Raw genomic sequence first — 22270 nt, 5'->3', positions numbered from 1 at the left:
GCAGTTTCGCAGCGAAGCGAGAATGTTTGAGCACGGAGGAATTACCCCGCCGCCCCGGGGCACCCTCCGTCAGTAACCGTTCCTACTCCAGCTCAAACGCACCCGTGTACAGCTGGTAGTAATACCCGCGCTTGGCAATCAGCTCATCATGGTTGCCGCGCTCGATGATGCGGCCGTGATCCAGGCAGATGATCGCGTCAGAGTTGCGCACGGTGGACAGGCGGTGCGCGATGACAAACGTCGTGCGGCCCTCCATGAGCTTATCCATGCCCGCCTGCACGATGGCCTCGGTGCGGGTGTCGATGGAGCTCGTGGCCTCGTCCAGAATCATTGCCGGCGGATCGGCGACGGCGGCGCGCGCGATCGAAATCAGCTGACGCTGGCCTTGCGACAGCTGGGCACCGTTGCCGGTAAGCATGGTGTCGTAGCCGTCGGGCAGGCGGGTGATAAAGTCGTCCGCGCCCGCGAGCTTGGCCGCCGCGATGCACTCCTCGTCGGTCGCATCCAGGTTGCCGTAGCGGATGTTATCCATCACGGTGCCGGTGAACAGGTTCACGTCCTGCAGCACGACGCCCAGCGAGCGGCGCAGATCGGCCTTGCGGATCTTATTGACGTTGATGCCGTCGTAGCGAATCTTGCCGTCGGCAATGTCATAGAAGCGGTTGATGAGGTTGGTGATGGTCGTCTTGCCGGCACCGGTGGCGCCGACAAACGCGACCTTCTGGCCCGGCTTGGCAAACACGGACACGCCGTGCAGCACCTCGTGGTCGGGCGTGTAGCCAAAGTCGACGTTGTCCATGACCAGGTCGCCGCGCAGCGGCACGTACTCGATCTCGCCGGTTGCGCGGTGCGGATGTTTCCATGCCCACATGCCGGTGTGGTGGTCGGCCTCCTCGAGCTCCCAGGTTTCGGGGTTCACCTGTGCGTTGACGAGCGTCACGTAGCCTTCGTCGGCCTCGGGCTTCTCGTCGATGAGCTCAAAGATGCGGTCGGCGCCGGCGAGGCCCATGACCACGGCGTTGATCTGCTGCGAGATCTGGCCGATCTGTCCGCAGAACTGCTTGGTCATGTTGAGGAACGGCACCACGACGGCGATGGACAGCGCCATGCCCGAGATGCTCAGGTTGGGCGCGCCCAGCGCCAGGAAAATGCCGCCCGCCAGTGCGACCAGCACGTAGAGCAGGTTGCCCAGGTTCATAAGGATGGGCATGAGGATGTTGGCGTACATGTTGGCCTTCTGGGAGACCTCGAAGAGCTTTTCGTTGCGCTCGTCAAAATCGGCCTCGGCGGCAGACTCGTGGCAGAACGCCTTGACGACCTTCTGGCCGTTCATGACCTCCTCGATATGGCCCTCGACCACGCCGAGCTCGGTCTGCTGCGCAATGAAGAAGCGCGCGGAGTTGGAGCCGAGCAGCTTGGTCATAAAGGTCATAAAGGCGACGCCGGCGATGATGACCAGGCACATCCACACGCTGTAGTACAGCATGATAAAGAACACCGTGACGATGATGATGATCGTCATGAGCAGGTTGGGCAGCGACTGGCTGATCATCTGACGCAGCGTGTCGATGTCGTTGGTGTAGTGGCTCATGACATCGCCGCGCTGGTGCGTGTCGAAGTAGCGGATCGGCAGGTCCTGCATGCGGTTGAACATCATCTCGCGCAGCTTCTCCAGCGAGCCCTGCGTGACGATAGCCATGGCGCGGTTCCAGAAGAGCGAGGACAGGACGCCGACGCCGTAGATGCAGGCGAGGGTGGTCACGAGCTGTGCGATCTTGGGCTGCGCGGCTTCCCAATCGCCCGACTGCCACGATTCGCCAATAATTTGCAGGGCGCTCTGCAGGAAGGTCGCGCCGATGGAGTTGATGATGGCGCAGAGCACCACGCCGGCGACGACGAGGGGCAAAAGCACGGGATAGAAGCCAAAGAGCGTCTTGATGAGGCGCGACATGGTGCCGCCCTTGCGGTTGAGCGCGCGCTCGGCGGTCGTTGCCTTACTCATGGGCCTCGCCTCCTTCCTGAGTCTGAGCTTGCGTTGCGGATGCCTCGGTGTCGGCCTCGACGGCCCCTTCGCCCTCGGCGCTCATCTTGTTTTGCGAGGTGAAGGTCTCGCGGTAGATCTCGCTTGTCTTAAGCAGCTCGTCATGGTTGCCGATCTGCGCGATACGGCCGCCCTCCATGACGATGATACGGTCTGCGTCCTGCACGGAGCTGATGCGCTGGGCGATGATGAGCTTGGTCGTGTTGGGCAGATAGCTTGCCAGTCCTGCGCGGATCTTTGCGTCGGTCTTGGTGTCGACGGCGCTGGTGGAGTCGTCCAGGATCAAGATCTTGGGGCGACGCAGCAGGGCGCGTGCAATGCACAGGCGCTGCTTCTGACCGCCCGAAACATTAGAGCCGCCCTGTTCGATCCAGGTGTCGTAGCCCTTGGGGAAACCGTCGACAAACTCGTCGGCGCAGGCCAGATGCGCTGCCTCGCGGACTTCCTCGTCGGTGGCGTTCGGGTCGCCCCAACGCAGGTTCTCGGCGATGGTGCCGCTAAACAGCACGTTTTTCTGCAGCACCATGGCGACCTGGTGACGCAGCGCGTCCAGGTCGTAGTCGCGCACGTCCGCGCCGCCCACGCGCACAGCGCCTTCGGTGGTGTCGTACAGGCGGGCGATGAGGTTAACGAGCGTGGACTTGGCCGAGCCGGTGCCGCCGATGATGCCGATGGTCTCGCCGCTCGTAATGTGCAGGTCGATATCGTCGAGCGCCTGGCGCTTCGCATGCTTGGAATACTTAAAACTCACGTGGTCAAAGTCGATGGAACCGTCGGCAACCTCGAGCACGGGCTCGGCGGGATCGGCGATCGTGGGCTCGGCGGCCAGCACCTCGGCAATGCGGTGTGCCGATTCGTCGGCCATGGTCACCATGACAAAGATCATCGACAGCTGCATCAGGCTCATGAGAATCTGGAAACCATAGGTAAAGGTCGAGGAGAGCTGGCCCACGTCGAACAGCGTGCCCTGGCTCGTGATGATGAGCTTGGAGCCCAGGTAGATGATGACGACAAACGCGCCGTTGACGCAGATGTTCATCATGGGGTTGTTAAAGGCGAGCAGCTTCTCGGCGCGGGTGAAGTCCGTCTGGACATCGCGCGCGGCGGCCGCGAACTTCTCCTTCTCAAAGTCTTCGCGTACGTAGCTCTTAACCACGCGCATGCCGGTGACGTTTTCCTCGACGGACTCGTTAAGGGCATCGTACTTGTGGAACACGCGCGAGAAGATGGGGCGCACCTTAAAGATGATAAAGAACAGCCCAAAGCCCAGCAGCGGAATGATGACCAGGTAGACCATGGCAACGCTGCCGCCCATGATAAATGCCATGGTAAAGGCGAAGATCAATACCAGCGGCGCGCGCACGGCGATACGGATGATCATCATAAAGGCCTGCTGCACGTTGTTGATGTCGGTGGTCAGGCGCGTGACGAGCGAGGAGCTCGAGAACTCATCGATGTTGGCAAAGCTGAACGTCTGGATTTTGTAGAACAGGTCGTGACGCAGGTTCTTGGCGAAGCCGCAGCTCGCATGGCTGCAGGTGACGCCTGCCGCGGCGCCAAAAGCAAGCGATGTCAGCGCGATGAGCACCAAAAGGCCCGCGGTGGGAAGCATCTCGGCTACGGTGGCGCCGTCTTTGATGGCGTCGATCAGGTTGGCGGTGATAAATGGAATCAGCATCTCGCAGAGCACCTCGCCAAGCACGAGCAACGGCGTGGCAACGGTGACTTTCATATAGTCGCGGATGCTGCCCATGAGGGTTTTAATCATCCAGTTCCTCCCAGGTTACGCGGATTTTATCGAGCATTTCGGCGAGGTCCTCGCGCTCGTCATGGGTGAGCGCGCTAAAGGCCTGCTCTCTAAAGCGAATGCGGGCCGCCTGGTCGATGCGGGCGTTTTCCCGGCCGGTTTCGGTCAGGCGAATGGTGAGCTGCCGTCGATCCTTGGGGTTACGGCTGCGCTCGATGAGGCCGTTGAGCTCGAGCTTGGACAGGATCTCGGAAAGCGACCCCGGCTTGAGGTCAAAGTGCATGCCGAGTTCCTGCTGCGACATCTCGCCGCCGGGTTGCTTGGCCAGCAGGCAGATGATGGGCGCCTTGCCGGACACGCCTCCGCCATGAAAATGCATGTAATGGCCGCAAAAGCCCAGGCCGCTCAGGATGCGCTTGGCGAGTTTGTCTTCGGCGCTGACCGCTTCGGGTATGTCTACCGGTTGCGACGGGTCACCGCTGGGCTCATGCGGAAGGACGAGTGGTTCAACACACATATCTAAGCTTCGCTCCTTTCTTTAGTTAGGTAGTTGAATTGTTTTGTGCCTAACCAATTTAGGAGCACGGTAAATAAATGTCAAGGTACCAAACTTATTATGTTCGAGCGGCACTTAGGGACGTTCCTTATGTGCCGGCATTTGGGGACACTCCTTGTGTCGACTAGTCATTTAAGAACGTCCCCAACGACTAACTTCCTCCTTCCCGTAACCTTTCCGCAACAATTCGTCCTCTGCGGTGCCAGCGCCCGTTCACAACGTCCCCTGCGCTACACTTAGTCGCACTGTGGCGCTGCCGCGCCGCGCCCGAAACAAGGGAGACCCTCATGAAGAATACTCAGCTGCTGCTGATTAACGATATGTGCGGCTACGGCAAGGTCGCGCTTTCCGCCATGCTGCCGGTGCTGTCGCACATGGGCTACCGTATCCATAACCTGCCGACGGCACTTGTGTCCGATACGCTCAACTATCCCAAGTTCTACATCCACGACACCACCGAGTACGTGCGCCAGAGCCTCGCCATCTGGGAGGAGCTCGGCTTTGAGTTCGACGCCATCTCGACCGGCTTTATCGTGACCGAGGAAGAGACGCGTATCATCTCGGACTTTTGCCACCGCCGCGCGCAAAAGGGCACCAAGGTGTTCGTCGATCCCATCATGGGCGACAACGGCAAGCTCTATGCCGGTGTGCCCGAGTCCACGATTGGCCTTATGCGGCACCTGCTGGAGTGCGCAGACTACGCGGTGCCCAACTACACCGAGGCCTGTCTGCTCGCCGATACGCCTATTGCAGAGCAGATCACGCCCGATGAGGCCCGCGCCCTTGTGGACGCCGTGCGCGAGCTGGGTGCCAAGTCGGTGGTCATTACGAGCGCCGTGGTAAATGGCACGAACGCGGTTATCGGTTACGACCATGTGGCGGGGGAGTACTTCACGATTCCCTTTGAGCTCATTCCGGTCTATTTCCCGGGCACGGGCGATACGTTCTCGGCGGTGCTCATGGGCCGCGTTATGGCAGGTTGGAGTCTGCAGCGCGCGACGTCCGATGCCATGCGTGTGGTGGCTGAGCTTATCGAGCGCAATGCCGACCAAGAGGACAAGTCGGCCGGCCTTCCCATCGAGGCCTGCCTGGATGTGATTGACCATGAGTAACGCTGGCGAGGGCGGCGTCAAGCCTGCGGGCGAGAACAGGCCGCTCGGCGCGCCGCGTGGCAAGCGGCCGCGTATCCGCGTGAGCTGCGTGGACCAGCTGGGGACGTGCCGCTGCCACCATGGTCACAAGCCGGGCGACGTCTTTGACTTTGACCGAGACCGCGGCAAGATGTGCGCCATGGCCTGCCATGTGGGCTTTCCCTATATCGATATCCTGCGCTATGGCGGAACCGTACCTGGCAACGAGCCTGGTACGGCAAAGTTCTGCTGCCCCGAGGTCGATACGTTAAACGTCTGGCTCGCCGAGATCGTCGACGAGTAGCCGAGCGAGGATTTTCTCCCATTGAAACATTGAGCGTGGATTTTCTCCCGTTTTGGGCGCGATTGAACGCTCAAAGTGGGAGAAAATCCACGCTCGATTTGTATATGGGAATCATGAGCTCGCTTATGCTTAGGCGCTCTCGTCTATATTCTGTATGCGAGTAAGGTCAAATTTCTGCATTTCATCCAATTTCGGTACTAAAAATTTCTGCATTTCATTGATAATAGTCGATATAAATTTCTGAATTTCATTTATCGTGGCGAAGGGAGAGCTTATGTTGCGCAGGAAAATCGCAGACGAGCTTAATCGTTGGCAGAGATTCATCGAACGAAAGGCGCTGCTCGTCACGGGTTCTCGCCAAATCGGCAAGAGCTACTCGATTCGCGAGTTCGGTAAGTCGAACTACGCAACCTACATCGAGCTCAACCTCATGGAAAATCGCCAGGCAAGGGACGCTCTCCTCGAGGCGCGAGATGCCGATGATTTCATTAGCAGGGTGACGCTTCTCTCGGGAAAGTCGATAGCGCCGGGCGAGACCCTCGTGTTTATCGACGAGGTGCAGGAGGCGCCGGACATCATGACGATGGCCAAGTTCCTTGTCGAGGACGGCCGTTGTCGCTGGGCATTCTCGGGGTCCATGCTTGGGACCCAATTCAAGGGCGTCAGGTCTTATCCCGTGGGGTACGTCCATGAGCTCAGGATGTTCCCGCTGGATTTTGAGGAGTTCAGCTGGGCAATCGGGGTGAGCGAAGAGGCGCGGCGCTCGATTTGCGATGCGTGCCGCAACGAGACGCCGGTTCCTGGTTATATTCACGACGCAATGATGGCAAACTTCAGGACCTATATCGTCGTCGGCGGTATGCCGGAGATCGTGCAGCGCTTCCTCGACACGCAGGGTGATCTGGCATCTGTCCGCCAGCTCCAGTCCGAGCTGAACGGGCAATACCGTCGGGATATCTCGAAATACGCGAACGGGCGCGCGCTCCAGGTGCAGAGTATCTTCGACCAGCTTCCTGTCATGCTGGAGGGCGAGAACAAGCGTTTCGTGCTCAACTCCATAGATCCCAAGGCGCATTACGAGAAATACCAGCGAGATTTTGTCTGGCTTGTCGATGCCGGCGTCGCTCTCAAGACCGACATCGTGACCGAGCCCAAGTCCCCACTGCTTAAGACGGCACGGGCGTCCCAGTTCAAGCTGTACCAGTCCGATATCGGGATGCTGATGGCCCGTTATCCTATCGGGGTCGCCCAGGCGGCGTACCTCGACAGCAAGGAGCCCAACCTCGGCGGCGTGTACGAAAACGTGGTGGCTCAGCAGCTGGCTGCCCAGGGAAGAGGGCTGTATTACTACCAGACCAAGAAACGGGGCGAGGTCGATTTCGTGATTGACGGCCCGGATGGGACGGCTGTGCCCATCGAGGTTAAATTGGGGACGTATTACCATGCGCACGCCGCGTTGAACCATGTGCTAGAAACGGCCGAGTATGGCGTAAAGCGCGGGATTGTTTTCTCGAGAGGCAACGTTGAGCGTGACGGGGGCGTTCTCTATCTGCCTCTGTATGCGACTTGGACCCTTCCGGATGTTTTGGGCGACTCCCGTGTCGAGGGGATAAAGCTGGAGGTCAAACCTGTCTAGGAATGTGACAAATGGACAGTCCCTTTGTCACATTGAGCTCGTCGGTGAGTATCGAGCGAGGATTTTCTGCCGTCGAAATATCGAGCGTGGATTATCTCCCGTTTTTGGAGCTATTTCGCGCTCAAAGTGGGAGAAAATCCACGCTCGATTTGTATGGGGGAGAAAATCCTCGCTCGATGTATGCTGATAGCGCGGCCCGTGCGCTCGCTTGCCTACAGCTGCTCGAGCATAGCGGTGCAACCGGCGAGCACATCGCGGTAGGTGGCATCGAAATTGCCGGTATACCAGGGGTCGGCCACATCGCCGGGGCGATCGGTCCAATCGAGCAGGCGCGAGACCTTGCCATCGGGATCCTTACCAAAGATGCGATGCAGGCCGCGGGCGTTCTCGGAATCCATATAGACAATATGGTCCCAGTCGCTATACTCCGCGCGGCGTACCTGACGCGCGCGATGTGCGACAACGGGAATCCCGACCTCGGCAAGCTTGGCAACAGTGCCGTGATGCGGCGGGTTGCCAATCTCCTCGGTCGAGGTGGCGGCGGAGTCAATGACAAATTCGTCCTCGCGCTCGGCGCGGCGCACGAGCTCGGTAAACACCGACTCAGCCATCGTCGAGCGGCAGATATTGCCATAGCAGATAAACAGTACGCGTTGCATGCGCGGTTCCTTTCAATCGCCATCATCGAACTCGAGTATCGCAGCTAAGCCTAAGCCTACGCCCTCGCCCTCGCCCGCTTGCGCTCCCAGCGAGCCAACTTAATCGTCACCAGCGTAAGCGCCCAGGCCACAAGCGAGAACGCGGCTCCCACGGCGCCCACGTACGCAATGCCAATGCTGCTTACCACGGCGCCGCCCACTGCAGTGCCAAACGAGATGCCGACGTTAAACGCCATGGGCTCAACCGAACTTGCGAGTACCATCGACTTGGGATGGCGACTGCGTGCCACGTCCATAAAGTGCGTGATGCACGACACCGAGAACAGGTACATGAGCATCGCCAAGCTAAAGACAAAGACCAGCGCGAGCGGCATGGTGCCGCCCACAGCAAACAACCCGAGTAACGCCACAGCCTGCAGCACAAACGTCACGAGCAGCGCCTTCATGCCAAAGCGCGCGTCGATCCATCCGCCCAAGATGTTCGAGATCAGGCAGAACACGCCGTAGGCCATAAGCGTGGTGCTCGCCTGAACAGTGCCCATGCCCAGCACCTGCTCAAGATAGGGCGTCACGTAGCCGTAGAACACATAGACCGATCCTACGCCAAACAAAAAGATGAGCATGCCGGTGATGATACTCGGTTCGCGCAGCAGACCCGCCTGTTCGCGGAAGGTGGCGGGTTCGTCGGTCTGTCCGGCGCGCGGCATAAACACCACGAGCGCGGCGCAGATCAGAACGGCAAAGGCCAGCGTGCCGTACATGGCAACGTGCCAGTCGAGCGTGTCGGCCACAAGCTTGCCGATCGAAGTGACAAAGACCATTGCTACGGAAAACGCACCATATACCACCGAGATGGCAAGCGAAGTTTGCTGCGGGGACAGCAGCTCGGGGATGTACGTCACACCCACGGCGAGCAGTGCGCCCGAGACGGAACCTAGGATGATGCGCGAGATAAACAGCACCTGGAAGTTGGGCGCTAACGCCATGACCAGATTGCCGAGCACAAAGATAATGCTGTAGCACACGAGCAGCTGGTAGCGGCGGAATCGCCCCGTGCTGAGCGCAAGCACCGGCGTAGCGATAGCGTAGACAAGCGCGAACACGCTGATGAGCTGGCCCGCAGTGGCAAGTGATACGCCGAGCTCCGTTGCCAAGTCGCTCTCGATACCGATGACCACGAACTCGGAGCAGCCGAGTGAGAATCCCAACAGCACGAGTAGCGCTAGGCAGAGCTTGGTGCGCGCGGGGGAGAGCGCGGCGGCGGTTGACTTGCTTTTAGGCGTGGTTGCGGCGGTCAAGGTTGTCACTCCAATGTCGCATGAATAAGCGGGATTCAATCCCTGCAATTCTAACAGAATGTGGCAAAGGGACAGTTCCTTTGTCGCAGGCTGCGCTTGCCTGTATAGTCGCAATACAGGTGAAAATGGTCTCAGGTACATCGCGGGCGACAGGAGATCCCATGGGTATGCACACGACAAAGGTTGCAGTGGGCGAGGGCAAGTTTGCGCTCGAGGCCCAGCTGACGGTGACACCGCGAGGCATGGCGGTCTACGCCTGCTCGCCGGAATTTGCGCACCTGGGCGCCACGGCACAGGCCATTCCGCGTCCCGAGCCCGGCCGTACGGCGACGGTGAGCATCCTGGCCGTTCCGTGCCATCGAGACGAGATCCCGGCGCACGATATCGCGGCGGCGCTGGCCACGCGCTTTAGTGTGCCGGTAGTTGCAAGCACGGGTTTTCATGTTGAACAGGCGAGCGGGAACGACCTGCAGCGCGTGCTCGACACCACCAAGGAGCTCATCGCCGCGCTCGAGGAAGCCGCCGCCCGCATTCTGCGCGCCGGCTGGGATGAGGGCGGCGCGGGCGCCGAAGTCGTGGCGGTTGATGCCGCGACCGGCGAGGCGCTTGGCCCCGTCGATCGCATCGAAGCCCATACGGGGGAGGGCGTCCTGCACCAGGCATTTCTGACGCTTCTGGTCGAGGGGCGGGGCGAGGGCGCGCGCCTGCTGCTCTGCCGTCGCAGTCCGCTCAAGCGCCTGTGGGGCGGGGTGCTGGCCGACAGCTGCGCCGGCCATCCGCTCCCCGGGGAAGACGTTGCCGCCGCCACGGCGCGTCGCATCAACGAAGAGCTTGGCGTTACGCGCGGGCCCGATCAGCTCAAGCACCTCGGTCACGTGGTGTACCGCGAGGACCATGGCGACGGCCGCTGCGAGTGCGAATGGTGCGAGGTGTTCGCAGCCCATGTTGAGCCGGGCGAGCTGCATATCAACCAAGAGGAGATCTCGGAAGTGCGCCGCGTGGCTCCGTCCGAGCTCAAAGGCTACCTGCAGGGTCACCCCGAGCAGCTGGCCCCCTGGCTCCGCGAGGCCCTCAGCGACCCATCCATCCGTACGGATCTCGCTATGTGAAACAAAAGACAGTCCCTTTGCCACATCCAAACCGTCACAACATTCGATGAAAATCTCGAAATCGAGGAAAAGCGTCGAATGTTGTGACGGTTTTTGCCCAGAGGATCGCTTCTCATCCAAAAAAATCCGCTTGACTGTATTGCAACAACACAGCGCAACGTAAGGGGTGTCCGATAACGGGCGCCCCTTTTTAAGTGGCAACGTGGCTGCGAATCCGGAGCGCCCCCAACAAGAAAGGTGGGGAGATGGAAGCGGAAAAGAAGGCATTTAAGATCACCAAGCGCGAAATTGGCTTTGTGCTGGGTATCGTTGTCTTTTTGCTAGTGAAGTTTCTTCCTTTGGCGGAGCTGAGCTCGACGGTCGAGCTTACGGTCGGCGGTCAGACCTGTCTGGCACTGACGCTCGCCACGGTGGTGTTCTGGGCATGTGGCGTGGCACAGCCGGGCTTTGTGGGCCTGCTCTACTGCGCGCTGCTCGTTCTGTTTAAGGTGTGCGTGGACGACACGGGTGCCGCGAGCATCTCGGCGACGGTCGCCTCCACGTTTAGCTCGTGGACCAAAGCCACCATGTGGCTCGTCATTGGTGCCTACCTCATCGCCAGTGCAGTCAAGGAGTCGGGCCTGGGCGAGCGCATCGCCTATGCGTTCATGCTCAAGTTCGTGCGCGACGCCAAGTCGCTCATCATCTCGATCTTCGCGCTCACCTTCGTGCTGTCGCTGCTGATCCCGCATCCGTTCCCCCGCGCCTTCCTCATCCTCGCCGTCGTCTCGGTCATCGCCGAGTCCGCCGGCTACGGTGACGACGACCGCGGCAAGCTCGGCTTCCTCGTGTTTGCCGCTGCCGCCCCGGGCTCCATGTTCTTCCTGACGGGCGACTCCACGCTCAATCCGCTCGTTGCGCAGTACAGCGCCGAGGCCGGCGGCATGAGCCCGTCGTTTGTCGACTGGTTCCTGTACATGAGCGTGCCCATGCTGGTCGCGCTGCTGTGCACCCTGTTCCTGGGTCTCTTCCTCTTTAAGCCCAGCAAGGAGCTCGTCTACGATCGCGAGCAGATCGTGGCCAAGCAGGCTGCGCTCGGCAAGCTCTCCGTCAAGGAGATCCGCACCATCGTGTGGCTTATCATCGCCATCGCGCTGTGGCTCACCGTCTCGGGCGATTACATCGGCTGGGTCACCCTGGCCATCGGCGTCTGCCTCGCCATGCCCGTCATCGGCGAGGTCCTCACCCCCGCCAGCTGGAATGCTGTCGACATCAAGTCCCTCATGTTCCTGACGGCCGCCATGGCCGTGGGCTCCGTGGGCGGTGCCACCGGTATGAACGCCTGGATCGCCGACGTCGTGCTTCCCAGCTCCGTGCCCGAGAACATCTTCCTGTTCGCCCTGCTTGTCGCTGCGCTCTCCATGATCATCCACATGTTCATGGGCTCGGTCATGGCCGTACTCGGCGTGTGCGTGCCGGCGTTCATCAGCTTCGCGGCCGGCTCCAGCGTGAGCCCGCTCGCCGTGGCACTCATCGTCTTCACGTCCATCAACATCCACTACATCCTGCCGTTCCATAACCTGCCGATCCTTATCGGCGAGGGCAAGGACGCCGGCGGCTACACCTCCAAAGAAGCCATGCGCATGGGCATTCCCCTCACCGCGGTCGTCTTTATCGTCGTGCTGGTCGAGGCCGCCTGGTTCCACCTCTTTGGCCTGATGTAAGCAGTCGAGTGCTTGGCTGTAATTAGCCGAGTGCTTGAACTGCGAGTGCCCGAGCGCCCCATCTATGAGCGCTGCGGCCCCATTACGTTACCAAGCCGGCGGCACTCCCGCCGCCGGACACTCTCCCGAAAGGAGCACGCTATGTCCACTACCGATGCTTCCCAGATCCACGACCTGCGCTCCGCGCTCGACTTTTTGCGTGAGATGCCGGGCCAGCTGCTCGAGACCGACACCCAGGTCGACCCGGACGCCGAGGTCTCGGGCGTCTATCGCCACGTCGGTGCCGGCGGCACCGTTATGCGTCCGACCAAAGAGGGTCCTGCGATGGTCTTCAACAACGTCAAGGGTTTTGACGATGCCAAGGTCTGCATCGGAATGCTTGCCAGCCGCAAGCGCGTTGCCGCCCTGCTCGACCTGGACGAGGAGCACCTGGGTCTCGAGATCGGCAAGCGCTTCGAGAGCCTGATCGCGCCCAAGCAGATCGCCGAGGGCGCGCACATCGACTGCCAGGAGGTTGTGTACAAGGCGACCGACGAGGGCTTTGACCTGCGCAAGATCGTTCCCGCTCCCACCAACACGCCCGTCGACGGCGGTCCCTACATCACCATGGGCCTCGCCTACGGCACGAGCCCCGACGGCTCCCAGTCCGACGTGACCATCCACCGCTTCTCCTGTGTCGACAAGGACAAGCTCGCCATGTGGATCACTCCGGGCAGCCGTCACCTGGGCGCGTTCTTTGACGAGTACTGCCAGCGCGGCGAGGATATGCCCATCTCCATCTCCATCGGCCTGGACCCCGCCGTGTACATGTGCTGCGGCTTCGAGGCTCCCACCACGCCGCTCGGCTTCAACGAGCTGCAGATCGCCGGCGCCCTGCGCGGCCATGCCGTCGAGCTTGCCGACTGCGTCACCGTTCCGCAGAAGTGCATCGCCAATGCCGAGTACGTGCTCGAGGGCTATCTCATGCACGACGAGGTCATCAACGAGGATGTCAACGGTCATGGCTACGCCATGCCCGAGTTCCCCGGCTACACCGGTGGTGCCAAGGTCTGCCCGGTGATCAAGATCACCGCCGTCACCACGCGCACCAACCCCATCATGGAGAGCTGCATTGGCCCTTCGCACGAGCACGTGTCCATGGCCGGCATCCCCACCGAGGCTTCCATCTACAAGATGGTCGAGACCGCTATCCCGGGCCGCCTGCTCAACGTCCACGCTGCTCCCTGCGGCGGCGGCAAGTTCGTTGCCATCATGCAGTTCAAGAAGTCGAGCAAAAATGACGAGGGCCGTCAGCGCAACGCCGCCATGCTCGCCTTCTCGGCATTCTCCGAGCTCAAGCATGTGATCCTGGTCGACGAGGATGTCGACATCTTCGACATGAGCGACGTGATGTGGGCCATGACCACGCGCTTCCAGGCCGACGTGGACCTCATCACCATCCCCGGCTGCCACTGCCACGTGCTCGACCCGTCCAACGACCCGGCGTTTGACCCGAGCATCCGCGAGCACGGTATCGCCTGCAAGGCCATCTTCGACTGCACGGTCCCGTTCAACCTCAAGAAGAACTTCATCCGCTCGCAGTTCATGGAGATCGACCAGGACAAGTGGGCCAAGGAGATTGCTTTCTAGTAAGTAGCCCTACCAAGTAGTTAAGGAGCCGTCATGCCTGAGTCTTCTGTCCGTCCTCGTCGCATTGTCGTTGGCGTTTCTGGTGCCAGCGGTGCAGCGCTGGGCCTTGAGTGCCTCAAATGCCTGCGCCGGGCCGGTGCTGAGTCGGCGCTTGTCGTCACGCGCGGGGGAGAGATCACCATCGAGCAGGAGCTTGGCATGACACTCGACGAGTTTGCCGCGCACGCCGATGTGGTCTACGACAACAAGAACATCGGCGCCGCCATCGCAAGCGGTACCTATCCGGTCGACGGCATGATCGTGGCGCCCTGCTCCATGAAGACGCTCGCCGGCATCGCGAGCGGCTACAGCGAAAATCTGTTGCTGCGTGCGGCCGACGTGCAAATGAAAGAGCAGCGCCGCCTGGTGCTTATGGTGCGCGAGACGCCCTTCAGTGCGATCCATGTCGACAACATGGCGCGCCTGGCACGCGTGCCGGGCGTCATGCTTATGCCGCCCATGCTCACGTTTTACAACGGCCCCGCAACGCTCGACGATGCGGTGCATCACATCGCTGCCAAGGCGCTCGAGGCCGTTGGCGTGTCGTGCGAAAACTATAAGCGCTGGTCATAGGCGCTTTTAGGGTAGGATACGAGTAGTGTTTGAGCCCGCTGCCCCTGTGGGCGGCGGGCTTTGGTGTGTCGGGAGGACCCATGCAGACGGGCATGTATGCGATTAGCGAGATGGCGAGCCTGTTTAACGTTTCGCGTCAAACGCTCATCTACTACGACAAGATCGGTCTGTTTAAGCCCGCCGTGGTTAACGAGAAGGGCTACCGTTTCTATTCGCCCACGCAGATCCCGCTTATGCGTCTGATCTGCATGTTGCGCGACCTGGGGCTTGAGCTCGACGAGATCGACCGTCTGACCTCGACGTTCGACATTGGCGAGATGACCGATCACCTGCGCTCGCGGGTGCAGGCGCTCGATGAACAGATCGCTGAGCTCAAAGCCGAGCGCGCGAGCGTACAGGAGCGTCTAAGCTTTTACGACGAGGCGGTTTACTGGCGCGAGCGCGAGGGCAAGCCGGAGCTCAAGCAATTCGAGCGCCGCTACGTGGTCTTTGAGGAGTTTCCGGGCGATATAGAGCGCGGCCGCTCGATGCTTCACCCCACGCTCATGCGGGCAATCCTGCGCATGCGTGCGCTGACGGGCACGCGTCCCATGCGCGGCTGGGGCGCCATGCTGCGTCGCGAGGCGCTGCATTCCGACGACCCCGTCGCCGGCGCCGGCTCCTTTGCCGTGCTGCCGCGCGGTGCCGAGGAAACGCTGCCGAGCGATCCTGCCGAGCTGACAGAGATTGGCGTCGAGGTGCTGCCCGAGGGCACGTATCTATGCATGAGCCGCTGGGGCATGCCGTACGAGCCCGAGGGTATCCGCGCCATCGTCGCCTGCATGGACAAACATGCGCTCCAGCCCATCGGCAACGCTTTCGATTTTTGCTACTTGGACACCACGAGCTACGACGAGTCCCACCAAGAGGACTTCTGCTGCATCCAAATCCCCGTCGCCCTCTAGATGTGACAAGGGGACTGCCGCCCAAACCATCACAACATTCGATGAAAATCTCGAAAACGAGGAAAAGCGTCGAATGTTGTGACGGTTTTCCTGTCTGTGCCGGCGAGCTCCAGCGCCGTCTGGGGGTATAAGGCTAGCAAGTGTTTTATTTGCGAGGCCTAAGGGGCGCCCCGTATGGATATCGATAACTTTGAATGGTGGTATAGCGAGGGCGAGGCTCCGGACGAGGAGTTGGACGAGCCCGCGCCGCGTGACGTGTCGAGCGACGAGGACGAGACCGGCAGCGATGCTGCTGTCGAGCCTGACGCCGCCTCCGATGCCGCCGAGCCTCTGACCTTTGAGCAGGCTTGGGCCCAGGCTGAGGCCGACGAGGCAAAGGCCGATGCCACGGCCACACTGGGTGAGCCAGCCGACATGTCCATCTCGCCGGCAAAGACCCCGCAGCCGCGTCACACTATCGATCCCGACAGCACGGCATCCTTCAGCATTCTCGACGTGCCCTCGCAGGGTGCCCAGGCGCCTGCGCCCACGCATCGCCCCGATCTGGCTCGCGAGGAAGATGCGGGACGTCGCTCTCCGCTTGGCCCCATCCTTATCGCCTTTATGGCCGGCGTTATCGCATGCTCGGTAATTGGAAACGTCTGGAGCCATGTTGAACAACAGCGCAAAGACGCCGCCAAGGTCGAGATGTCTGTCGAGCAATCGCTCAGCCGCACGCGCTCGGTGCATGTATCGGTCGAGGTCAAGGACGGCGCGACGTGGGACACCGCGCGCGGCGACAGCCAGATGCTCGTCCATATCGTGGGCCGCACACTCAAGGGACAAGCAATCGACGAGTATCAATACGTCAATTCCGAAGGTGACGGCATCGAGCTCAAGCCCGGCGACTACGAGCTCACGGTCGATGAGCCGCCCGTCGCCACCGACGGCACGCGTTACCGTGCCTCAAAGCGCATGGTTCCGGTGAGTTTTAATTCACAGGCGCCCGATACGGTCGATAGCACGCCGCAGGGCGGGTTTGACCTTTACGCTATTGCTCAATAACTGCACCTGTCGCTCAACCCCGCCGCCAAGAGTGGGACAATAGCCCTCGACACTGTTGTTTACTTTTGGAGGAAGTAGCATGTCCACCGTCACTACCATCAAGCGCGGCGGCCTCACCGCGGCCATCGATTCCATGGGTGCCCAGCTCACGAGCCTTGCCCTCAACGGCAACGAGTATCTGTGGCAGGGCGACCCCGCCTTTTGGGGCAAGCATGCGCCCATCCTGTTCCCCATTGTGGGCTCGCTGCGCAACAACACGGCGACGTCTGCGGCCGGCACCTGCGAGATGCCGCGCCACGGACTCGCGCGCATCGTCGAACACAAGCTGGTCGAGGTTTCGGAGGACGGCTCCTCGGTAACGTACGAGATCACCGACACGCCCGAGTCGCTCAAGGCGTTCCCGTTCCACTTTAAGCTCAGCATGACCTATGCCTTGACCGGCGACGCCACCCTCACGCAGACCTTTGCCGTCACCAACACCGGCGACGTGGACCTGCCGTTCTCGGTGGGCGGCCACCCCGCGTTTAACGTACCGGCTCCCGGTGCCGAGGACGAGGCGTTCGAGGATTACGAGCTGGCGTTTACCGAGGCTTGGACTAACGAGGCCCCCGTCATCACGCCCGACGGTCTTATGACGTTCGAGGGTAGTTACAAGGCTCCCGATAACTCGGACGTGCTGCCCATCGCGCACCGCAGTTTCGATAACGATGCCATCATGTTCACCGATACTCCGGGCTCTACGCTCACGCTGCGCGGTCGCAAGTCGGGCCACGGCGTCAAGATCGACTTTGAGGGCTTTAAGTACATCGGCGTGTGGTCTGCCGCCAACGACGCTCCGTTTGTGGCGCTCGAGCCCTGGACCGGCCACACCACCATGGACACCGAGGACGATGTCTTTGAGCACAAGGTCAATACCATTACGCTGGCGCCGGGCGAGACGGACGTCCGCAGCTTTAGCGTCACCCTGCTCTAGAGGTTCCGCCGTTCTGACGAACGGCGGGCCGGTCGACGCTGCGCGCCACCCAGAGCGACAATTTGCCATTCAAAAGGCACGGCATGACCAGAAGGTCTATGCCTTGCCTTTTTCATGCCAAGTGGTACATGGGGGCAGGCTGCTTTGCGCCAATCGTCTTCGTGTGTCTATTATTTTTTCGCGCACATGCCGCGCTGCTGGTTGTTGACGTATATCCTGTCTTATTGTCAGCAAAACGACATAGGGAAGGCATCAGATGCAACCTCGACTACAGCGCGACGCGCAGACCCAGCCGGTGTGCAGTCGTCGCATCTTCTTGGGTAGCGCCCTCGCTGCGAGCGCAACCGTTGTCGCCGGCGCGCTTGCCGGCTGCCAGCGTCCGTCCACACTCAAGGTGGTCCAGCCCACGACGGGCGGCGGTCGCGATGACCTGTCCGATTCCGTTATCGGCAAGGATAAGATCCGCATTGGCATGGAGGCGGCCTACGCCCCGTACAACTGGCAGGTTTCCGAGGCCAGCGAGTTCACGATCCCCATCGATAACGTGCAGGGCGCCTATGCCGACGGCTACGACGTGCAGATCGCCAAGATCGTCTGCAAGGCCCTTGGCGGTGAGCCCGTTGCCGTCAAGCAGAGCTTCTCGGGCCTTATCGACTCGCTCAACAACGGCCAGATTGACCTCATCATCGCCGGCATGAGCGCCACGCCCGAGCGCGAGGAGTCCGTCGGCTTTTCCGACCCGTACTTCATTGGCTACTTTGGCCTGTTCGTAAAAGAGGGCTCGCCCTACCAAAACGCCACCAAGCTCAGCGACTTCAGCGGTGCCACGGTGCTCGGCCAAAAGGACACCATGCTCGATACCGTCATCGACGAGATTCCGGGCGTTGTGCACAAGAACCCGGTCGATTCGGTCCCCACGGTGTTCTCGAATCTGCTGCAGGGCACGTGCGACGCCGTGACCTACAACACTGAGAACGAAAAGGGCTATATGGCCCAAAATCCCGGTATCGTCCCCATCCACTTTGCCGAGGGCGAGGGCTTTAAGCAGGAGGTCACGGCAAATGTCGGTTGCCGCAAGGGCTCGGACAAACTGCTTAAGCTCATCGACAAGACACTCAAGGGCATTAGCCAAGAGGAGCGCGACCAGATGTGGGACGCATGCCTCGACCGTCAGCCGGCATAGGGAGACAGCATGAAAGCCATCAATCGTCTGGCCTCCTTTATCAAGGCCGACCACCGTTATGTGTATCTAGGCACGAGTGTTATCGCGGCGCTCGGGCTGGCGTTTAGCCAGCGCAACCCCACGCCGCTGAGCTTCCTGGCGCCCACGGGCGCGTTCCAGGACTGCCTCTGGGCGATTCTGTGGGTCTGGATTGTCGTATCGGCGGCAGCGCTTGTCACCAAGCTCATGCATTGGAACGACTATCGCCAAAAGTCGCCGTTTGCATCTGAGCGCTTCCGTCGTAGCGCGCGCCTGGGCAGCTATGTCGTGGTTGCCATCGCGGCGATCTTCTTTATCGACCGCTGCGTCATGTCGTTTATCGACCTGGTGCAGGTGAGCATTGTCTCGGACTCCAATCCCAGCGACTTTCTGTCGAGCTTGGTCTACATGACCTACAAGAGCAGCGACTTCTTTATCCGCGGCATCGAGATCACCATCGCGCTTGCCACCTTCGGCACCGTCATCGCCTTCTTCTTGGCGCTGCTCTTTGTATTCTTGCGCACCCAGACCTTCGATCGCGTCGACAACGACCTGGTGCGTTTCTTTAAGAGTATTGGCCGAGGCTTTGCGACCGTCTATTCCACCGTCGTGCGCGGCACGCCCATGATGGTCCAGGGCTTGCTCATCTATTACGCGGGCTTTACCGTTCTGCGCAGTATGGGCTTCGAGACCGCCCAGGCCAACCAGATCTGGAGTACCTTTACCGCGGGCCTCGTCACCATCTCGCTCAACTCTACTGCCTACATGATGGAGGTCCTGCGCGGTGGCATCGAGTCCATCGACCCCGGCCAGGCCGAGGCAGCGCGCTCGCTGGGTCTGTCGCAGTGGCAGGCCATGCGCAAAGTCGTGTTTCCCCAGGGCATTAAAAACGCGATCCCGGCGCTCACCAACGAGCTCATCATCAACATCAAGGACTCGTCGGTGCTCTCGGTCATCGGCGTGTTCGACCTCATGTACGCCACCACCACCGTCGCCGGCGTGTACTACCGCCAGATGGAGGTCTACTGCGTGGCGCTCGTGGTCTACCTGATCCTGACGTTCGTGGCAGGCCGCCTGCTCGAGGCCTTTGGCAAAAAGCTGGGCGCTGAGGCCCCGGCCACGCTGCCCAGCTCCAACTAGGCTCAAGACGAGGAGAATCATCATGGCAGATACCGCCACTACCGGCACCGCGGCCGCCGCACGGACCAATGAGCCGCTCATCCGCGTCGAGGGCCTGCGCAAGAGCTTCGGCTCGCTCGAGGTGCTCAAGGGCATCGACCTGTCCGTTAACCCCGGCGAGGTCGTCACCATCATCGGCGCCTCGGGCTCGGGCAAGTCGACCTTCCTGCGCTGCCTCAACCTGCTCGAGACCCCGGACGCGGGCCACATCTGGTTCCACGGCCAGGACCTTACGGCCGAGCGCTGCAACATTAACAAGCTGCGTGAGGACATCGGCATGGTGTTCCAGGGCTTTAACCTGTTCAACAACATGGATGTGCTCGACAACTGCACGCTCGCGCCCGTCACGCTCAAAAAGATGAGCAAGGCCGAGGCCGAGAAGGTCGCGATGGAGCATCTGGCGAGCGTGGGACTCGAAAAGTTCGCGCACGCCGCCGTGGGTCGCCTGTCCGGTGGCCAAAAGCAGCGCGTGGCCATCGCTCGCGCCCTGTGCATGAGTCCGCAGATCATGCTGTTCGACGAGCCGACTTCGGCACTCGACCCCGAGATCGTGGGCGAGGTGCTCGAGGTCATGCGCAAGCTCGCGGCCGACGGCATGACCATGGTTGTCGTCACGCACGAGATGGCCTTTGCCTGCACGGTGTCCGACCGCGTGGTCTTTATGGACAAGGGCGTGGTGCTCGAGGACGCCGCGCCGGCCGAGCTCTTTGGCAACCCCAAACATCAGCGCACTCGCGAGTTCCTCTCTCGCTATCTCGAGGACAAATAACCGGCGCAAACGCCTGCGTTGCAGGGCCGCTCCCGTGGGGCGGCCTTTGTCGTCACAATCGAAAGGATGTCATGGCCGAGGTTTGGCGCTTCTTTGCGCATGAGGACGATTTTGCCGATATGGACGAGGCCGGCGCGTGCGAGCGCTTGGGCCGCGTGCTGTCGTTTCCGACCATCTCGAGCATGGATGCCGAGGCGGTGGACTGGCAGCCCTTCGACGACCTGCGCGCCTATATGCAGCAGGCCTGGCCGCGCGTGTTTGCGGCGGGCGAGGTCGAGCTTATCGACCACTCGCTGTTGGTGACGCTTGGCGGTTCCGACTCCGCCCTCAAACCCGTCATGCTCATGGGCCACATGGACGTGGTCCCCGTGGTGCCGGGTACCGAGGCCGACTGGACGCACGCCCCCTTTAGCGGACAGGTGGACGACACCTACATTTGGGGTCGCGGCGCTATCGACATGAAGGATCAGGTCGCAGGCATTCTCGAGGCGGTTGAGTATGCGTTGGCGCACGGCTGGGAGCACAAGCGTTCGCTGTTGCTCGCCTTTGGCCAGGACGAGGAAACCACGCAGTACGGCGCTGGAGCTATCGGCCGCGTGCTCGAGGAGCGCGGTGTTGAACTTGAATACCTGATCGACGAGGGTGACTACCGTATTGTTTCGGCTGCCGAGTACGGCGCGGGCGAGGGCTGGCTTATGCATGCCGACCTTGCCGAGAAGGGCTACGCCGATATTGTGCTCAAGACGAAGAGTGAGGGCGGGCATTCGTCCAACCCCTACGGCGGCACATCGCTCGAGGTACTGAGCCGCGCTATCGCCGCAATCTGCGATATCGAGTGGCCGACGCGTGTGACCGATCTACTTGCCGCACAGCTCGTCGAGCTGGGGCTCTACACGGCGGATGAGATTGCCGCCAACGGGGGCGTCATTGTCCGCGACTGCCTCGCCAGCAAGAAGCTCTATCCGCTCGTGACCACCACCTGCGCGCCCACGCAGATCGAAGGCGGCAGCACTGGCGCTAATGTGATGCCACAGGATATGTGGGCCAATATCAATTTCCGCATGCTCGAGGGCACGAGTGTGGCCGATGTCGTGGCCTGCTGCCGCGTCGCCGTTGCCGAGGCGGGGCTCGCCGACCGTGTCGAGATCGAGCTCGGTCCTGGCAGCTCCGAACCCTCGCCGTCTCCGCGCATCGGCGGACCGGGACTCGAGACCGTCCGCGCCATCGCCGCCCGCTATTTCCGTGATCCAGAGGGGACGGAGGAAAACGGATCATCAGCGGCGGGCGGAGCTCCTATCGGTATCGTTCCCTCGACCGTGATTGGCGCGACCGATGCTGCCAACTACCAGCGCATTTGCCCCGAGTGCATTCGCTTCTCGGCCTTTGTGGTAGACGATGACGAGTGCGAGCGCGGTGTCCACGGCACCAACGAGCGCATCACCCGCCGCGCCTACCTCCAGGGCGTACGCTTTTTCGTCGCTCTGCTTCAAACGCTCTAGAATGTGACAAAGCGACAGTCCCTTTGTTAGCCGTTGGGGACGCTCTTAAACGACTAGTCGTTAAGGAACGTACCCAACGGCTACGTCCACTCATTCCGTGCGGGTTATATGCAGGTTTGCCTGCGCACGCTATCATGTATGGGTTAGATCGCAACTATGTACCCCACACGCGAAGGGATGCGCATGTATCTGAAGATCGACATGCTCTAGCTGGGCTTACCCCCGCAGTGGCGCCAT

The 22270-nt window shown here is 61.0% G+C and carries 19 protein-coding genes; 14 read left to right on the top strand and 5 right to left on the bottom strand.

Features of this window, described 5'->3' with window-relative positions; all coding sequences use genetic code 11:
* Positions 1–82 precede the first annotated feature (82 nt).
* The 3 genes from PMW67_RS07340 to PMW67_RS07330 are packed head-to-tail and all read right to left on the bottom strand — an operon-like array spanning position 83 to position 4305.
* A complete protein-coding gene (locus PMW67_RS07340; RefSeq protein WP_117773874.1) occupies positions 83–2002 on the bottom strand; it encodes an ABC transporter ATP-binding protein in 1920 nt (639 codons plus the stop codon).
* A complete protein-coding gene (locus tag PMW67_RS07335) occupies positions 1995–3809 on the bottom strand; it encodes an ABC transporter ATP-binding protein (protein WP_271739317.1) in 1815 nt (604 codons plus the stop codon). Before PMW67_RS07335 ends, PMW67_RS07340 begins: the two co-directional genes overlap by 8 nt.
* Positions 3802–4305: a MarR family winged helix-turn-helix transcriptional regulator gene (locus PMW67_RS07330; protein ID WP_117773876.1), complete on the bottom strand. Its 504-nt coding sequence runs from the start codon at positions 4303–4305 to the stop codon at positions 3802–3804. The genes PMW67_RS07335 and PMW67_RS07330 overlap by 8 nt, the downstream gene beginning before the upstream one ends.
* 326 nt (positions 4306–4631) lie before the next feature.
* Here PMW67_RS07330 and PMW67_RS07325 point away from each other — a divergent pair, with 326 nt between their 5' ends.
* The 3 genes from PMW67_RS07325 (at position 4632) to PMW67_RS07315 (ending at position 7414) form a co-directional block, all read left to right on the top strand.
* Positions 4632–5456 carry a PfkB family carbohydrate kinase gene (locus PMW67_RS07325; RefSeq protein ID WP_117773877.1) on the top strand — a complete coding sequence of 275 codons (825 nt, stop codon included), beginning with the start codon at positions 4632–4634 and terminating at the stop codon, positions 5454–5456.
* Entirely contained in the window at positions 5449–5778 is a 330-nt protein-coding gene (locus PMW67_RS07320; RefSeq protein ID WP_197032192.1) for a TIGR04076 family protein, read from the top strand. The genes PMW67_RS07325 and PMW67_RS07320 overlap by 8 nt, the downstream gene beginning before the upstream one ends.
* Positions 5779–6052: 274 nt before the next feature.
* Positions 6053–7414 (top strand): ATP-binding protein, encoded by a 1362-nt coding sequence (locus PMW67_RS07315; protein WP_117773878.1) that lies wholly within the window; start codon positions 6053–6055, stop codon positions 7412–7414.
* A 212-nt stretch (positions 7415–7626) separates the two neighbouring features.
* Here PMW67_RS07315 and PMW67_RS07310 read toward each other — a convergent pair whose 3' ends face one another.
* Together PMW67_RS07310 and PMW67_RS07305 are read right to left on the bottom strand one after the other, a co-directional pair.
* On the bottom strand, positions 7627–8073 hold the full coding sequence (locus tag PMW67_RS07310; RefSeq protein ID WP_271739313.1) for a low molecular weight protein-tyrosine-phosphatase: 447 nt from the start codon (positions 8071–8073) through the stop codon (positions 7627–7629).
* A 56-nt stretch (positions 8074–8129) separates the two neighbouring features.
* Entirely contained in the window at positions 8130–9380 is a 1251-nt protein-coding gene (locus PMW67_RS07305; protein WP_271739311.1) for an MFS transporter, read from the bottom strand.
* A gap of 158 nt (positions 9381–9538) precedes the next feature.
* On the opposite strand from PMW67_RS07305, the gene idi reads away from it, so the two are divergent.
* The 11 genes from idi (at position 9539) to PMW67_RS07250 (ending at position 22033) form a co-directional block, all read left to right on the top strand.
* The gene (gene idi, locus PMW67_RS07300; RefSeq protein WP_271739309.1) at positions 9539–10480 is read left to right on the top strand and encodes an isopentenyl-diphosphate Delta-isomerase; all 942 of its coding nucleotides are present in this window, start codon (positions 9539–9541) and stop codon (positions 10478–10480) included.
* A gap of 245 nt (positions 10481–10725) precedes the next feature.
* Positions 10726–12183, top strand: a complete 1458-nt coding sequence (locus PMW67_RS07295) for an SLC13 family permease (RefSeq protein WP_271739307.1) — start codon at positions 10726–10728, stop codon at positions 12181–12183.
* Between the two features lie 141 nt (positions 12184–12324).
* Positions 12325–13812, top strand: coding sequence for a UbiD family decarboxylase (locus PMW67_RS07290; RefSeq protein WP_271739305.1), 1488 nt, complete (start codon positions 12325–12327; stop codon positions 13810–13812).
* A 33-nt stretch (positions 13813–13845) separates the two neighbouring features.
* Entirely contained in the window at positions 13846–14424 is a 579-nt protein-coding gene (locus PMW67_RS07285) for a UbiX family flavin prenyltransferase (protein ID WP_117773881.1), read from the top strand.
* Between the two features lie 80 nt (positions 14425–14504).
* Positions 14505–15368: a MerR family transcriptional regulator gene (locus tag PMW67_RS07280; RefSeq protein ID WP_117773882.1), complete on the top strand. Its 864-nt coding sequence runs from the start codon at positions 14505–14507 to the stop codon at positions 15366–15368.
* Between the two features lie 174 nt (positions 15369–15542).
* Positions 15543–16412: a hypothetical protein gene (locus PMW67_RS07275; RefSeq protein WP_118376855.1), complete on the top strand. Its 870-nt coding sequence runs from the start codon at positions 15543–15545 to the stop codon at positions 16410–16412.
* Positions 16413–16491: 79 nt separating this feature from the next.
* Positions 16492–17385, top strand: a complete 894-nt coding sequence (locus PMW67_RS07270) for an aldose 1-epimerase family protein (RefSeq protein WP_117582988.1) — start codon at positions 16492–16494, stop codon at positions 17383–17385.
* A 256-nt stretch (positions 17386–17641) separates the two neighbouring features.
* Positions 17642–18568, top strand: coding sequence for a transporter substrate-binding domain-containing protein (locus PMW67_RS07265; RefSeq protein ID WP_271739301.1), 927 nt, complete (start codon positions 17642–17644; stop codon positions 18566–18568).
* Positions 18569–18577: 9 nt separating this feature from the next.
* Positions 18578–19726 carry an amino acid ABC transporter permease gene (locus PMW67_RS07260; protein WP_271739299.1) on the top strand — a complete coding sequence of 383 codons (1149 nt, stop codon included), beginning with the start codon at positions 18578–18580 and terminating at the stop codon, positions 19724–19726.
* A gap of 22 nt (positions 19727–19748) precedes the next feature.
* Entirely contained in the window at positions 19749–20534 is a 786-nt protein-coding gene (locus PMW67_RS07255; RefSeq protein ID WP_271739298.1) for an amino acid ABC transporter ATP-binding protein, read from the top strand.
* Positions 20535–20605: 71 nt separating this feature from the next.
* Positions 20606–22033, top strand: a complete 1428-nt coding sequence (locus tag PMW67_RS07250) for a M20/M25/M40 family metallo-hydrolase (protein ID WP_271739296.1) — start codon at positions 20606–20608, stop codon at positions 22031–22033.
* Positions 22034–22270: the final 237 nt, after the last annotated feature.

This window comes from Collinsella aerofaciens (assembly GCF_028209395.1).
Taxonomy (GTDB): Bacteria; Actinomycetota; Coriobacteriia; order Coriobacteriales; family Coriobacteriaceae; genus Collinsella; species Collinsella aerofaciens_AZ.
Note: the sequence above shows the minus strand (reverse complement) of the source record. Positions and strands in the feature narration are given on the sequence as shown.

Excerpts from the sequence above, each read along its gene's own strand:
- PMW67_RS07340 (WP_117773874.1), bottom strand. The coding sequence starts at position 2,002 with ATGAGTAAGGCAACGACCGCCGAGCGCGCGCTCAACCGCAAGGGCGGC.
- PMW67_RS07335 (WP_271739317.1), bottom strand. The coding sequence starts at position 3,809 with ATGATTAAAACCCTCATGGGCAGCATCCGCGACTATATGAAAGTCACC.
- PMW67_RS07330 (WP_117773876.1), bottom strand. The coding sequence starts at position 4,305 with ATGTGTGTTGAACCACTCGTCCTTCCGCATGAGCCCAGCGGTGACCCG.
- PMW67_RS07325 (WP_117773877.1), top strand. The coding sequence starts at position 4,632 with ATGAAGAATACTCAGCTGCTGCTGATTAACGATATGTGCGGCTACGGC.
- PMW67_RS07320 (WP_197032192.1), top strand. The coding sequence starts at position 5,449 with ATGAGTAACGCTGGCGAGGGCGGCGTCAAGCCTGCGGGCGAGAACAGG.
- PMW67_RS07315 (WP_117773878.1), top strand. The coding sequence starts at position 6,053 with ATGTTGCGCAGGAAAATCGCAGACGAGCTTAATCGTTGGCAGAGATTC.
- PMW67_RS07310 (WP_271739313.1), bottom strand. The coding sequence starts at position 8,073 with ATGCAACGCGTACTGTTTATCTGCTATGGCAATATCTGCCGCTCGACG.
- idi (WP_271739309.1), top strand. The coding sequence starts at position 9,539 with ATGCACACGACAAAGGTTGCAGTGGGCGAGGGCAAGTTTGCGCTCGAG.
- PMW67_RS07295 (WP_271739307.1), top strand. The coding sequence starts at position 10,726 with ATGGAAGCGGAAAAGAAGGCATTTAAGATCACCAAGCGCGAAATTGGC.
- PMW67_RS07290 (WP_271739305.1), top strand. The coding sequence starts at position 12,325 with ATGTCCACTACCGATGCTTCCCAGATCCACGACCTGCGCTCCGCGCTC.
- PMW67_RS07285 (WP_117773881.1), top strand. The coding sequence starts at position 13,846 with ATGCCTGAGTCTTCTGTCCGTCCTCGTCGCATTGTCGTTGGCGTTTCT.
- PMW67_RS07280 (WP_117773882.1), top strand. The coding sequence starts at position 14,505 with ATGCAGACGGGCATGTATGCGATTAGCGAGATGGCGAGCCTGTTTAAC.
- PMW67_RS07275 (WP_118376855.1), top strand. The coding sequence starts at position 15,543 with ATGGATATCGATAACTTTGAATGGTGGTATAGCGAGGGCGAGGCTCCG.
- PMW67_RS07270 (WP_117582988.1), top strand. The coding sequence starts at position 16,492 with ATGTCCACCGTCACTACCATCAAGCGCGGCGGCCTCACCGCGGCCATC.
- PMW67_RS07265 (WP_271739301.1), top strand. The coding sequence starts at position 17,642 with ATGCAACCTCGACTACAGCGCGACGCGCAGACCCAGCCGGTGTGCAGT.
- PMW67_RS07260 (WP_271739299.1), top strand. The coding sequence starts at position 18,578 with ATGAAAGCCATCAATCGTCTGGCCTCCTTTATCAAGGCCGACCACCGT.
- PMW67_RS07255 (WP_271739298.1), top strand. The coding sequence starts at position 19,749 with ATGGCAGATACCGCCACTACCGGCACCGCGGCCGCCGCACGGACCAAT.
- PMW67_RS07250 (WP_271739296.1), top strand. The coding sequence starts at position 20,606 with ATGGCCGAGGTTTGGCGCTTCTTTGCGCATGAGGACGATTTTGCCGAT.